Here is a 13,710-nt window from a genome sequence, read left to right as displayed (position 1 = left end):
CTCTGTGGTAAATCCCCTTTCCTCCCCCCGCGATCTTTTTTATTAAATTCGGGCCGGCCCTGGGGTAGCATGACCACATTTCGGTACGAAACCATGCGCGGCAGTTCTCCGACAACCTCGTTCCCGGTCTGGATCCTCCTCCTCTGTCTGGCCACCACCGTCTTCGGGGTGGCCGGCCACGGGCTCTGGACCCCCGACGAACCCCGGGCGGCCGAACTGGTGAGAAGCATGGCCGCGCCCGGCGCCTCCTGGCTCTACCCGACCCTGGCGGGGAAACCGTTCGTGGAGAAACCCCCGCTGTTCTTCTGGGGCGCCGCCGTCTCCATGAAGAACCTGGGCCCCCTGATCGGAGTGGAAGGGGCGATCCGGGCGGCATCGGCCCTGAGCGCCCTTCTGACCGTGCTCGTGCTCTGGGGGACGGCCCGCTGCTTTCTCGGGAGCGCCCGGGGGGCGGCGGCGGCCGCGGCCCTGGCCACCTCCGCCCTCTTCTTCCAGTCCGGGCACTGGATCGTCTCCGATCCGGTTCTGGCCCTCTTCGTCACCGCCGCGGTCGGCCTGGGCGCGGCCGGGCTGGAGCGGAACCGCGCGGCCCTGATCCTGGCCGCGTACGCCTCGGTCGGCGCGGCTTTTCTGGCCAAGGGCGCCGTCGCCTTCGCCCTCATCGCCCCCCCGGCGGCGGCCCTGTTCTTTCTCTACCGCCGCCGCAGTCCGGGCCGGGGATGGATCCATCCCGCCGGAGCCGTCCTGGCGGCGGCCGTCATTCTGGCCTGGGCAGTCCCCTTCAAACTGACGGGGGGCGCCGAGGCCTGGAAAGCCTGGTTCTGGGACAACCAGGTGGGCCGGTTCCTGGGGCGGACCCCCGAGCTGGGGCACCTGCGCGGCCCCTTCTTTTACCTGGCGCTGCTGCCGGTGGTCTGCCTTCCCTGGACCCCGGTCCTGCTGGGAGCGATCTTCGACCGGGGGAGGCGGAGGGAAACCGCGGCGCCGGGCACCCCGGCGTCCAGGATCCTGATCGTCGCCCTGGCCTGGACCCTCGGGGGGCTCCTCGTCCTTTCGGCGGCCGGAACCAAGCGCGACCTCTACCTCCTGCCCCTGCTCCCGGGCGCGGCCGTCTTCGTCGGCGCCTTCGCCTTCCGCCAGCCCCGGTGGGCCGGGACCTCGCTCCTGGTCCTGGGGTGGATCCTGGTCGCGGCCATGGCCGGGGCCGCGGTCGTCCGCCTGGAATGGACCGGGGTGGGCATGACCGTCGGCGCCGGGTTCGATCCCGTCGCCGCCGCCGGAGCTCTCGCCGCCGCGGCCGTCCTCACCCGGTCCCGCCTGGGAACGATGCCCCGGACGGCGGCGGCGGCCGCCGTCTTCTACATCGTCGCCGCCCTGGTCGCCTTCCCCATCGTCGATCAGGCCAAAAACTACAAACCGGGGATAGAAACCGTCCTGGCGGAACTTCCGGCCGCAGACGCCGCCCGCGTCTGCGCCTGGGACCTGGACGAGACCAGCCGAGGGCTCCTGGGCTTCTACGGCGGCGTCACCCTCTACGACCTTCACGACGAAAACCCGCTCCCCGACCAGATCCCCGCGCTGCGCCGGGCCCTGGCGGGCGAGGACGCGAGGTTCGATCTGATGGTGGCCATGGAAAAACGCGAGCCGTTCCCCCCCGAGGGCGTCGAGCTCGACCCCCGCCGGGTCCGGGCCGAAGGACGCCTGGGGCTGAGGAGACGGCTGCTGGTACTGGATTGCAGACCCGACACCGGGAAAGGACCGCACGATGAGCGCTCAACGCCGTGAATTTCTCCCCTTCTCCCGCCCCTCCATCAACGAGGACGATATCGCCGGGGTGGTGGAATCGCTCCGCTCCGGCTGGATCACGACCGGCCCCAAGACGGCCCGATTCGAGGAGGAATTCCGGGCCTACACCGGGGCCGCCCACGCCTGTTCCCTGGCCTCGGCCACGGCGGGGATGCACCTGGTCCTGCTGGCCCTGGGCATCGGGGAGGGCGACGAGGTGATCACCCCCTCCCTCACCTGGGTGTCCACCGTCAACCTCATCACCCTGCTGGGGGCGCGGCCGGTCTTCGCCGATATCGACCGGGGCACGATGATGATCACCCCCGCCGGCGTCGAGCCCCTGATCACGGAAAAAACCCGGGCGATCGTCCCCGTCCACTACGCGGGGGCGCCGGCCGACCTCGACGGGTTCCGGGCCCTGGCCCGGAACCACGGGGTGCACTTGATCGAGGACGCCGCCCACGCCCTCGGCACCCGTTTCGGGAACGAGCTGATCGGAAGCCGGGGGACCGCCGTCTTCAGCTTCCACCCCATCAAGAACATCACCACCGCCGAGGGGGGGATGGTGGTCGGCGACGACGAGGAACTGATCGAAAAGATCCGGGTGCTCAAGTTCCACGGGCTGGGGAAAGACGCCTGGCAGCGGTACAGCCGGCGCGGCTCGAACCAGGTGGAAGTGGTCGTTCCCGGGTTCAAATACAACATGACCGATCTGCAGGCCTCGCTGGGCCTGACCCAGCTTCCCCGGCTGGAAGGCTTCAACCGCCGCCGGGAGGAGCTGGCGAACCGGTACGACCGCCTGCTCGCGGACGTGGAGGAGATCATCCTCCCTTCCGCCCCCCGCTACCCCCACGTTCACAGCCACCACCTCTACATCGTGTTCCTCGACACCGACAAGGCCGGGATCGGCCGGGACGACTTTCTCACCCGGCTCAAGGAACGCAACATCGGGACCGGGATCCATTTCCGGGCCGCGCACACCCAGCAGTATTACCGGGAACACGGGTTCGGGCCGGGCCTGCTCCCGGAAACGGAATGGGTCTCCGAACGCCTCTTCTCCCTGCCTTTCTTTCCGGAGATGCTCGACTCCGACGTCGACGACGCCGTGGAGGCGATCAAGGACGCCCTGGCCGAAGCCCGGCGGCCCTGAAAAGCCGGGGCGGGCGGAAACTCTGGCTGGGAGCCGGCAACGGTGGTATAACTTTTTCGTGAACGGAACCGACGCAATCTCGGTCAGCGTAGTCGTCCCCGTCTTCAACGAGGAGGCGGTGCTGGAGGAGTTCATCCGGCGGGCGGCGGCCGTCCTGGAAAACCTCGGCTGCCCGGCCGAACTGATCCTGGTCGACGACGGCAGCCGCGACCGTTCCGCCGCCATCGTCGAGGCGGCCGCCGAGAACCACCCCGGGCTGGTGCGCGGGGTCTTCTTCAACCGCAACTACGGCCAGCACATGGCGGTGATGGCGGGCCTGGAAGAGTCCCGCGGGGACGTGGTCATCACCCTGGACGCCGACCTGCAGAACCCTCCGGAGGAGATTCCCCGCCTCCTGGACAAGGCCCGGGAAGGGTACGACGTGGTGGGCTCGGTCCGCCGGGACCGCCGCGATTCCTTCTTCCGCAGGTTCTTCTCCCGGTTGATCAACATCGTCACCGCCCGCGCCACCGGCGTGACCATGACCGACTACGGGTGCATGCTCCGGGCGTACAGCCGCCCGGTGGTCGACGCTCTCGTCAGCTGCCCGGAACGGAGCACGTTCATCCCGGTTCTGGCCAACAGCTTCGCCGACCGGACCACCGAGATCGAAGTCGAGCATTCCCAACGGGCGGGGGGCGATTCCAAGTACGGGGTCTTCAAACTGGTCAACCTCCAGTTCGACCTGGTGGCGGGTATGACCACCTTCCCCCTGCGCCTGCTCACCCTGCTCGGGGTGGCGATAGCGTGCCTGGGGATCGCCTTCGGCCTGGTGCTGCTGGTCATGCGCCTGATCCTGGGGGCGGTCTGGGCCGCCCAGGGGGTTTTCACCCTCTTCGCCCTGCTCTTCATCCTGGTCGGGTTCCAGTTCGTGGGGTTGGGGCTGATCGGGGAGTACATAGGCAGAATCTATAAGGATGTCCGGGCCCGGCCCCGATTTTTCATCCGCCGACGGGTAGGCGTTTCCCGCCTCCCGGAACCGAACGCCGAAACCGGACCGCTACGGGAGCAACGACCATGAGAACCATCGTTTTCGCCTACCACAACCTGGGCCGCACCGGTCTGGCCGCGCTGCTGCGGCACGGCTTCGACGTCCGGGCGGTCTTCACCCACCGGGACGACCCCGGGGAAAACATCTGGTTCGGCTCGGTGGCGGAGGCGGCGGCCGCGGCCGGGATACCGGTCTACGCTCCGGAATCGCTGCGCCACCCCCTCTGGCTCGAACGCATCCGCTCCCTGGATCCGGAGATCCTGTTTTCCTTCTACTATCGGAACCTGATCCCGGCGCCGGTCCTGGCGGCGGCTCCCGGGGGGGGGCTTAACCTGCACGGCTCCCTGCTTCCGCGCTACCGCGGACGCTGCCCGGTCAACTGGGTCCTGGTCAACGGAGAAACCGAAACCGGGGTCACCCTGCACCACATGACCCCGCGGCCCGACGACGGGGACATCGTCGACCGGGAGCGGGTGGAGATCGGGGAAGAAGATACGGCCCTTACCCTCTTCGGCAAGCTGGACCGGGCGGCGCAGAACCTCCTGGACCGGGCGCTGCCGGCGGTCAAGGCCGGCAACGCCGGCCACAGGACCACGAGCTCGCCACCTATTTCGGAGGACGGCGTCCCGCCGACGGCAAGATCGACTGGACCCGAAGCGCGCGGGACATCCACAACCTGGTCCGGGCGGTGACCCGGCCCTACCCCGGGGCCTTCACCGCCGGCGGGGACGCCACGCTCCTGGTCTGGAAATCCCGGACGGCGGAAGGGGTTCCCGGCCGCTCCCCGGGGACCGTGCTCTCCGAGGCGCCTTTCACCGTCGCCTGCGGAGAAGGGGCTCTGGAAATCGTCGAGGCCCAGCCTCAGGAAGGCGTTCCCATGAGCGGGGAACAGGCCGCCCGGGAGTTGGGCCTCGTCGCCGGCGCCCGCCTGGGCGAAACCGCTCTCTCCTTCCCCGAGGCCGCCCCCACCCGGATCCTCATCCTGGGGGTGGGAGGGTTCATCGGAAACGCCCTGGTGGAACGGCTCCTGGCCGCCGGCGGCTACGAGGTCTTCGGGATGGACCTCCACTCCGAGAACATCCGGCGCTTCATCCACGAGCCCTCCTTCCATTTCGTCGAAGGCGACATCGCCATCAACCGGGAATGGATCGAGTACCACGTCCGCAAGTGCGACGTCGTCCTCCCCCTGGTGGCCATCGCCACCCCCATCGAATACGTCCGCAACCCCCTGAGGGTTTTCGAGCTGGACTTCGAGGAGAACCTGCGCATCGTCCGTTACTGCGCCCGGTTCAACAAACGCCTGATCTTCCCCTCGACCTCGGAAGTCTACGGCATGTGCCCGGACGACGAATTCAACGAAAACACCTCCAACCTGGTCACCGGCCCCATCCGGATGCAGCGGTGGATCTATTCCTGCAGCAAGCAGCTCCTGGACCGGGTGATCTGGGCTTTCGGGGCCACCCGGGGTCTGCGGTTCAGCCTCTTCCGCCCCTTCAACTGGATCGGGCCCCGGCTGGACAGCCTCGATTCGGCCCGGATCGGAAGCTCCCGGGCCATTACCCAGCTCATCCTCAACCTGGTGACCGGGACCCCGATCAAGCTGGTCGACGGCGGGACCCAGAAACGCTGCTTCACCGACGTCCGTGACGGGATCGAATGCCTTTTCCGGATCATCGAAAACCGGGGAGGAAAAGCCGACGGGGAGATTTTCAACATCGGCAACCCCGCCAACGAAGCCAGTATCCGGGAACTGGCGGAGATCCTCAGCGACCAGTTCTCCCGCCATCCTCTGAGCGGGATCTTCCCTCCCCCCGCCGGAATGGTCGCGGTGGAATCGAGCAGCTACTACGGAAAGGGCGGCTACCAGGACGTGGTCTTCCGCAAGCCCTCGGTCAGAAACGCCGAAAAGCTGCTGGGGTGGGCCCCCGAAATCGGGATGGAGGAAGCCGTTCATTCCACCCTCGATTTCTTCCTGCGGGAAGCGGCGGAACGCCTCGGCCAGCGCGGCGGCGGCTGAGGCGGGGATGATCGTCGGACTCCGGATCGATCTCGACACCTACAACGGGACCCGCGACGGGCTCCCCTCCCTCCTGGAAGAACTGTCCCGGGTAAAAGCCCGGGGATCGTTTTTTTTCTCCGCGGGCCCGGACAACATGGGGCGCCACCTCTGGCGTTTGCTCAAACCCGCCTTCCTGCGCAAGATGCTCTCCAGCCGGGCGGCTTCCCTCTACGGGCCCGGGATCCTCCTGCGCGGAACCTTCTGGCCGGGCCCCGCGATCGCCGCGGCGCTGGATCCCGATCTCCTGAAACGCGCCCGGAACGACGGGCACGAGATCGGCCTCCACGCCTGGGACCACCGCGCCTGGCAGGCCCGGGCCGACCGGATCGGCGCCGAAGAGGCCGAGGCTCTCCTCCGCCGGGGCCTCGGACTCCTCGCTGCTCTCGCCGGCGGCGACATCGACTGTTTCGCCGCCCCCGCCTGGAAGGGGACGCCGGCCCTGCTCGAGGCGGAAAAAAAACTGGGGCTGCGCTACGCCAGCGACTGCCGGGGGAGCGGATGCTTCCTCCCCCGTCTCGGGGACGGGGCGCCGGGCGTACCCCAGATCCCGGTCAACCTTCCCACGTACGACGAGGTCATCGGGCGCGACGGACTCGGAGACGACGGCTACAACTCCTATCTCCTCGGCCGGATCGAATCTTCGCCCTGGAACGTCCTCACCATCCATGCCGAAGTGGAAGGCGGGGCCCGGCGGCGGCTGTTTTCGGACTTCCTGGCTCGCTCCCGGGACGCCGGGATCGACTTCGTTCCCCTGGGGGAGCTGCTTCCCCCGCCCGGGAACCTCGACGTGCGCCCCGTGGGCCGGGGAACGGTACCCGGCCGCGAAGGCTGGCTGGCCGTGGCGTGACCCCGGGCGCCGCCGTGCCCGGAAAATTTTTCTGTTTTCGAGCTTGACGCCCGCCACCCCCATGTTACTATGTATAGAAACAAAGCCATGAATGCCGGTTCGACAACACGCGGAGGAGCTTTCACCTGGATCTGGCGCGGACCCTAGCCGGGTTCGGCCCGGGCACGCCCCTGGAGCGTCGCCCCGGGGACCCGGCCGGGTCCCCGGGGCTTTTTTCGTAACGACAAGCAAGGAGTTTTTCATGTATTACCCGGACAGAGAACTTTTTCGGCGGAAATGCGGCGAAGGGAACCTGATCCCGGTCTACACCGAGCTGATCGCCGACCTGGAAACCCCGGTTTCGGTCTTCCTCAAACTGGGGGGATCGCCCTACGCCTACCTTCTGGAGAGCGCCGAAGCCGCCAGCGGCCTGGGCCGCTATTCGTTCCTGGGCAGCGACCCGGCCCTGGTCTTCCTCAGCCGCGGAACGGAAGCCGAGATCATCGAAAACGGCGAAACCCGAAAGCTCTCCTCCCCCGACCCCCTGCTCCTGCTGCGGGATATTTTGAAGGGATACCGGCCGGTGCCCGACGAAACCCTCCCCCCCTTCGCCGGGGGCGCCGTGGGTTACTTCAGCTACGACTGCGTCCGTTTCTTCGAGCGCATCCCGGACGGGAACCCGGACGAACTGGAACTGCCCGACCTTTACTTCATGGTCTCCGAGACCCTGGTCGTCTTCGACCGGCTGACCAACAAGATCAAGATCGTCGCCAACGCCCGCGTCGGCGACGACCCCGACGCCGCCTACGACGAGGCGGTCGGCCGCATCGAAACCGTGATCGAGCGCCTGCGGGCCGAGGTTTCGGCTCCCTACTACCAGCCCGCGGAAGTGGACCGCGACGAGCTTCCGGACTCGAACTTCTCCGCCGCCGATTTCGAGGGGGCGGTAAAGCGGGCCCAGGAGTATATCCGCGCCGGGGACATACTGCAGACCGTTCTCTCCCAACGCTTCTGCGCCCCCCTGACCCGGCCCGCGTTCGACTGCTACCGGGCGCTCCGGACGATCAACCCCTCCCCCTACATGTTCTTCCTCAAATTCCGGGACCTGGCGCTGGTGGGCTCCTCCCCCGAAATCAACGTGCAGGTGGTCGACGACCGGGTCCGTGTCCGGCCCATCGCCGGCACCCGACCTCGGGGCGCCTCCCGGCACGAAGACGACCGCCTGGAGCGGGAACTGCTCGACGACCCCAAGGAGCGGGCCGAGCACGTCATGCTCGTGGACCTGGGGCGCAACGACGTCGGGCGCGTCTCGATCCCGGGGTCCGTCCGAGTCGAGGACTTCATGACCGTGGAGCGGTATTCCCACGTGATGCATATCGTCTCCAACGTCGAGGGGACCCTGGCCCCCGGCGAAGACGCTTTTTCCGCCTTCGCCGCCACCTTCCCGGCCGGAACCGTCTCCGGGGCCCCCAAGATCAGGGCCATGGAGATCATCGACGAGCTGGAGCCGGTGCGGCGCGGCCCCTACGCGGGAGCGGTCGGCTACTTCAGCTTCGACGGCAACCTCGATTCCTGCATCACCATCCGCACCATCGTGGTCAAGGACGGCAAGGCCTATATCCAGGCCGGCGCCGGGATCGTGGCCGATTCCGTTCCCGAGCGGGAGTACCGCGAATGCGTCAACAAGGCCCGGGCTCTGTTCCAGGCGGTCCGGCTGGCCCAAGGAGGTCTGAAGTGATCCTGCTCATCGATAATTACGATTCGTTCGTTTACAACCTCAAGCAGTACCTGGCCGAATTGGGGGAAGAAGTGACCGTGCGCCGCAACGACCGGATAACCGGGGCGGAGGCGCTGGAGATGGCCCCGGACCGGATCGTGATCTCGCCCGGGCCGGGGACGCCCGAGGAAGCCGGGAATTCGATCGAGATCATCCGGACCTGCGCCGGGAAGATCCCGGTTCTCGGCGTCTGCCTCGGCCACCAGACGATCGGGGCCGCCTTCGGGGCCCGGATCGTCAGGGCCCGGGAACTCGTCCACGGCAAGACCTCCCCCATCGCCCACGACGGCAAGACCATCTTCGCCGGCCTCGACAACCCCTTTCCCGCCACCCGCTACCACTCCCTGGCGATCGAGGAGGAGTCTCTCCCCGGAGAACTCGCGGTCAGCGCCCGGGCCCCGGACGGAGAGGTGATGGCCGTCCGCCACCGCTCCCTTCCCCTGGAGGGGGTCCAGTTTCACCCCGAATCGATCATCTCGGTCCAGGGCAAGAAGCTGCTCTACAACTTCCTGGCCGGCAAAACCGAACAGATCCCGATCCGGGAGGCGATCGACACCGTCATCAGCGGGCGCAACCTCTCCCGGCGCGAAGCGGCCGACGTCATGGAAACGATCATGAACGGAGACGCCACCGCGGCCCAGATATCGGCCTTCGTCACCGGACTCCGGCTCAAGGGGGAGACGGTGGAGGAGATCAGCGGCTGCGCCGAAATCATGCGGCGCAAAGCCGTGGCCGTGCGCGCCCCCGCAGGCCGTACGGTCGTCGATACCTGCGGGACCGGGGGGGACAAGAGCAACACCTTCAATATCTCCACCGCGGCGGCCCTGATCGCCGCCGGGGCGGGGGTGACCGTGGCCAAGCACGGGAACCGGTCGGTCTCCAGCGCCTGCGGGAGCGCCGACGTTCTCACGGCCCTGGGCGTCGACGTCTCCGCCCCGCCGGCGGTGATGGAAGCCTGCCTGGAGGAGGCCGGGGTCGCCTTTCTCTTCGCCCCCACCCTCCACGGAGCCATGAAGCACGCGATCGGCCCCCGGCGGGAGATCGGGATCAGAACCGTCTTCAACATCCTGGGCCCGCTGGCCAACCCCGCCGGGGCCGACGTCCAGCTCCTGGGGGTCTACGCCGAGGAGCTGACCGAGATCATGGCCCGGGTCCTGGCCTCGCTGGGAAGCCGGCGGGCCTGGGTGGTCCACGGGCTCGACGGCCTCGACGAGATCACCCTCACCCAGGACACCGTCATCTCCCGGCTGGAGGGAGGCAAGGTCAACACCTTCCGCCTGGACCCGGGGCAGTACGGCCTGGATAAGTGCCGCCCCGACGAAATCAAGGGGGGAGCCCCCGAGCGCAACGCCGAGATCGTCCTCGAAATCCTCCGGGGCGAACCCGGGCCCCGGACCGATATCGCCGTTCTCAACGCCGGCGCGGCCATCATGCTGGGGGAAGCCGCCCGGGGTCTGGAGGAAGGGATCGAGATGGCCCGGGATGCCCTGAGGTCGGGAGCCGCCATGCACAAATTGGAAGAACTACGGCGCCTGACCTCCACGGCGGCGAAACCCGGGAAACGACCGTGAACACCGCGGCCGGCTCCTTCCTGGAACGGGTGCGGGGGATCAAGGAAGCGGAGGTGGAACGGCGGCGGGAAGAGCGCTCCACCGCCGAGCTCGCCGCCCGGATCCGGGATCTCCCCCCCTGCCGCGATTTCGCCGGGGCCCTGCGCGCGCCGGGAGTCTCCCTGATCGCCGAAATCAAACGCAGGTCCCCCTCGGCCGGAGCCATCGTTCCCGGAGCCGTCGCCGCCGAAGTCGCCCGCGGCTACGCCGCCGGGGGAGCGGCGGCGATCTCGGTCCTGACCGACGCCGCCGGGTTCGGGGGGAGCCTGGACGACATGAGGGAAGTTCGCGCCGCGGTCGACCTGCCGCTCCTGCGCAAGGATTTCATCGTCGACGGCTACCAGCTTCTGGAAGCGAGGGAAGCGGGGGCCGATGCCGTGCTGCTTATCGCCGAATTGCTCGACGACGGCGAACTCCGGACGCTCTTGGAACGGGCGGCGGACGCCGGCCTCGCCTGCCTGGCCGAAGCCCACGGGCGGGAAGGGTTGGAGCGGGTGGTGGCGGCCGGGGCCGCGGTGGTCGGGATCAACAACCGCAACCTCGCCGATCTCTCCGTGGACCCGGGCACCGCGCTTCGACTCCTGCCGCTGGTCCCGCCCGGACGGGTCCGGGTGGCGGAAAGCGGGATCGACGGGCCCGAACGCGTCCGCGAGGCGGAAGCGGCGGGGGCCGACGCCGTGCTGGTGGGTGAAGCCCTGATGCGGGGGGGCGGAGACGCCGGAGCCGTGAGCCGGCTGCTGGGCGCCGCCCGGAGGAGGTTCGGACCGTGACCCGGATCAAGGTCAAGATCTGCGGACTGACCCGGCCCGAGGACGCCGCGCTGCTGGCGGAAGCGGGCGCGGACCTGGCCGGAATCGTCCTGGTCCCCGCCAGCCCCCGGTTCCCGGGAGAACGGGCGGCGGAGGTGGCGGCGGCGGTCCCCCCCGGCGTACAACGGGTGGGGGTCTTCGTCGACGAGGATCCCGACCGGGTCCGGAGCATGATCCGGGAGTTGTCGCTCGACCTGCTCCAGTTCCACGGCCGGGAGACCCCCGAATACTGCCGCCGGTTCGGCCTCCCCTACTTCAAGGCCTTCCGGGTGCGGCGCACCCTGACGGCGGAGGATCTGCGCGACTACCGCCCCCAGGCGTTTCTGCTCGACGCCTACGTCCCCGGCGCCGCCGGGGGAACCGGCCGCACCTTCGATTGGGAACTGGCCCGCCGGATCGCGGACGAAGGATACCGGGTGCTGCTGGCGGGCGGCCTCACCCCGGAGAACGTGGCGTCCGCGATCGAAAAAGTCGGGCCCTGGGGGGTCGACGTGTCCTCCGGGGTCGAGGTTTCTCCCGGGATCAAGGACCGGGACAAAATCGCGCGTTTCGCGGCGGCGGCGAGGAAAACCGCCGGCGGGTGACGCCGGAAAAGGAAGACCTACCATGCAGACGGGAACCGGATCGGGCCGAAACGGATATTTCGGCGACTACGGGGGACGCTTCGCGGCCGAAACCCTGCAGGAGCCCCTGAGGGAACTGGAACTGGCGTACGGGCGCGCCCGGCGCGATCCGGCCTTCCGCCGGGAACTGGAGGAACTGCTCCGGTCCTACGTGGGGCGCCCCACCCCGCTCTACCACGCCCGCCGGCTCTCGAAAGAAATCGGGGGCGCTGAAATCTACCTGAAACGGGAAGACCTCTGCCATACCGGCGCCCACAAGATCAACAACTGCCTGGGTCAGGCCCTCCTCGCCCGCAAAACGGGAAAGCGGCGGGTGATCGCGGAAACCGGGGCGGGCCAGCACGGGGTGGCCACGGCCACCGCCTGCGCCCTCCTGGACCTGGAGTGCGAGGTCTATATGGGGGAAGTCGACATCCGCCGGCAGGCTCTCAACGTCTTCCGGATGAAGCTGCTGGGCGCGAAGGTGCGGCCGGTCCGTTCCGGGAGCGCGACCCTCAAGGACGCCTGCAGCGAAGCCCTCCGGGACTGGGCGGAAAGCGTCGAAACCACCTTCTACCTGCTGGGCTCGGTGGTGGGGCCCCACCCCTATCCGCTCATGGTCCGGGATTTTCAAGCCGTCATCGGCCGCGAGACCAGGAGGCAGGCCCGGCGCCTCTGGGGCGGACTCCCCGACGCCGTCGTCGCTTGCGTGGGCGGAGGGTCCAACGCCATCGGCATCTTCCACGCTTTCCGCGCCGACCCCGTCCGCCTGGTCGGCGTCGAAGCGGGGGGGGAAGGTCCGGCGACGGGGCGCCACTGCGCCTCCCTGGGGCGGGGGCGGCCCGGCGTCCTTCACGGAAGCTACAGCTACCTGCTCCAGGACCGGAGGGGGCAGGTTCTCGACACCCATTCGGTCTCGGCCGGACTCGACTACCCCGGGGTGGGACCCGAACACAGCTTCCTCAAGGACGAGGGGCGCGCGGAGTACTGTTCGGTCACCGACCGCCGGGCCCTGCGGGCGGCGGTGAAGCTGAGCCGGGTCGAAGGGATCATCCCCGCCCTGGAAAGCGCCCACGCCCTGGCCCGGAGCCAGACCCTGGCCCGGGAGCTGGGTCCCGGGAAAAAACTGATCGTCTGCCTCTCCGGGCGCGGGGACAAGGACCTGGACATCCTCCGCCGGGAAGGGGCGATCGCCGAGGAAGGAAACAAGCCATGACCGCCCTGGAACAGGCATTTTCCCGAAAGCGGAGCCGAGGCGAAAAATCCCTGCTGGCCTACCTCACGGTCGGTTTCCCCGACCTGGAAACCAATTACAGGCAGGCGCTGGAGATGGCCGCCCGGGGAGTGACGGCGGTGGAACTGGGGATTCCCTTCAGCGACCCCACCGCCGACGGCCCCGTCATCCAGGCCGCTTCCCGGCGGGCGTTGGAACGAGGCGCGTCCCTGAACGACGCCCTGGACCTGGCCGCGAAAATCCGGGCGCGCAGTCCCGTCCCCCTGCTCCTGATGGGCTACCTCAACCCCTTTCTCTCCCTGCCGCCGGCCGGGCTTCACCGCCGCCTGGCCGCGGCCGGGATCGACGGGCTGATCGTTCCCGACCTGCCCCCCGAGGAAGCCGGGCGCCTCTTCCCCGCCGAAGGGTCCGCGGAGGTCGACCGGATCTTCCTGACCGCGCCCACCACTCCCCCCCGGCGGATCGCGACCATCGCCCGGGCGGCCAGCGGCTTCATCTACTGCGTGGCCCGGACCGGGGTGACGGGAACCTCCGGGCGCCTCTCCGCCGCCCTGGGAGCCCAGATCGCGCTGATCAGGCGCCACTCCCGGCTCCCCGTCTGCATCGGTTTCGGGATCTCCACGCGCCGCCAGCTCGAGGAGGCGTGGCGGCTGGCCGACGGGGGCATCGTCGGCAGCGCCCTGATCCGCCCTTTCCTGGAGGAGCGGTCCCCCGGGCGGGGGCTGGACCGGTCCCTGAAAATCCTGGAAAAACTCCTGAGCCCCGAATAAGCGGGGACGGCGCGTCCCCAACGGGCCCGCTTCGCTCCCCGGCGATTAGGAAGTTGAC

General features: G+C 68.7%; 10 protein-coding genes and 1 pseudogene. All 11 read left to right on the top strand.

Features of this window, described 5'->3' with window-relative positions:
- Positions 1–69: 69 nt before the first annotated feature.
- The 11 genes and pseudogenes from PLZ73_09935 to trpA all read left to right on the top strand — a co-directional run bounded on the left by PLZ73_09935 (position 70) and on the right by trpA (position 13,652).
- Positions 70–1,785, top strand: coding sequence for a glycosyltransferase family 39 protein (locus PLZ73_09935; GenBank protein ID HOO78194.1), 1,716 nt, complete (start codon positions 70–72; stop codon positions 1,783–1,785).
- Positions 1,766–2,935: a DegT/DnrJ/EryC1/StrS family aminotransferase gene (locus PLZ73_09930; protein ID HOO78193.1), complete on the top strand. Its 1,170-nt coding sequence runs from the start codon at positions 1,766–1,768 to the stop codon at positions 2,933–2,935. The genes PLZ73_09935 and PLZ73_09930 overlap by 20 nt, the downstream gene beginning before the upstream one ends.
- 58 nt (positions 2,936–2,993) lie before the next feature.
- Positions 2,994–3,995: a glycosyltransferase gene (locus tag PLZ73_09925; protein HOO78192.1), complete on the top strand. Its 1,002-nt coding sequence runs from the start codon at positions 2,994–2,996 to the stop codon at positions 3,993–3,995.
- A pseudogene (gene arnA, locus PLZ73_09920) lies at positions 3,992–5,982 on the top strand (bifunctional UDP-4-amino-4-deoxy-L-arabinose formyltransferase/UDP-glucuronic acid oxidase ArnA). The gene PLZ73_09925 and the pseudogene arnA overlap by 4 nt, the downstream one beginning before the upstream one ends.
- A 7-nt stretch (positions 5,983–5,989) precedes the next feature.
- Positions 5,990–6,871, top strand: a complete 882-nt coding sequence (locus tag PLZ73_09915; GenBank protein HOO78191.1) for a polysaccharide deacetylase family protein — start codon at positions 5,990–5,992, stop codon at positions 6,869–6,871.
- A 241-nt stretch (positions 6,872–7,112) separates the two neighbouring features.
- Complete coding sequence (gene trpE / locus PLZ73_09910) at positions 7,113–8,588, top strand: anthranilate synthase component I (GenBank protein ID HOO78190.1); 1,476 nt, start codon at positions 7,113–7,115, stop codon at positions 8,586–8,588.
- A complete protein-coding gene (locus PLZ73_09905; protein ID HOO78189.1) occupies positions 8,585–10,198 on the top strand; it encodes a bifunctional anthranilate synthase component II/anthranilate phosphoribosyltransferase in 1,614 nt (537 codons plus the stop codon). Before trpE ends, PLZ73_09905 begins: the two co-directional genes overlap by 4 nt.
- Positions 10,195–11,007 carry an indole-3-glycerol phosphate synthase TrpC gene (trpC, locus tag PLZ73_09900; GenBank protein ID HOO78188.1) on the top strand — a complete coding sequence of 271 codons (813 nt, stop codon included), beginning with the start codon at positions 10,195–10,197 and terminating at the stop codon, positions 11,005–11,007. Before PLZ73_09905 ends, trpC begins: the two co-directional genes overlap by 4 nt.
- Positions 11,004–11,630, top strand: coding sequence for a phosphoribosylanthranilate isomerase (locus PLZ73_09895; protein HOO78187.1), 627 nt, complete (start codon positions 11,004–11,006; stop codon positions 11,628–11,630). Before trpC ends, PLZ73_09895 begins: the two co-directional genes overlap by 4 nt.
- 22 nt (positions 11,631–11,652) lie before the next feature.
- Positions 11,653–12,864: a tryptophan synthase subunit beta gene (gene trpB, locus PLZ73_09890; GenBank protein ID HOO78186.1), complete on the top strand. Its 1,212-nt coding sequence runs from the start codon at positions 11,653–11,655 to the stop codon at positions 12,862–12,864.
- A complete protein-coding gene (gene trpA, locus PLZ73_09885) occupies positions 12,861–13,652 on the top strand; it encodes a tryptophan synthase subunit alpha (protein ID HOO78185.1) in 792 nt (263 codons plus the stop codon). The genes trpB and trpA overlap by 4 nt, the downstream gene beginning before the upstream one ends.
- The last annotated feature ends 58 nt before the right edge of the window (positions 13,653–13,710 follow it).

The organism is bacterium (assembly GCA_035380285.1).
Classification (GTDB): Bacteria; Auribacterota; Erginobacteria; order Erginobacterales; family DAOSXE01; genus DAOSXE01.
The sequence above is the reverse complement of the archived record's forward strand: the minus strand, read 5'-3'. Positions and strand labels throughout refer to the sequence as shown.

Coding starts and splice junctions, on each gene's coding strand:
- trpB (HOO78186.1), top strand. CDS start 11,653: ATGCAGACGGGAACCGGATCGGGCCGAAACGGATATTTCGGCGACTAC.
- PLZ73_09935 (HOO78194.1), top strand. CDS start 70: ATGACCACATTTCGGTACGAAACCATGCGCGGCAGTTCTCCGACAACC.
- PLZ73_09930 (HOO78193.1), top strand. CDS start 1,766: ATGAGCGCTCAACGCCGTGAATTTCTCCCCTTCTCCCGCCCCTCCATC.
- PLZ73_09915 (HOO78191.1), top strand. CDS start 5,990: ATGATCGTCGGACTCCGGATCGATCTCGACACCTACAACGGGACCCGC.
- trpA (HOO78185.1), top strand. CDS start 12,861: ATGACCGCCCTGGAACAGGCATTTTCCCGAAAGCGGAGCCGAGGCGAA.
- trpE (HOO78190.1), top strand. CDS start 7,113: ATGTATTACCCGGACAGAGAACTTTTTCGGCGGAAATGCGGCGAAGGG.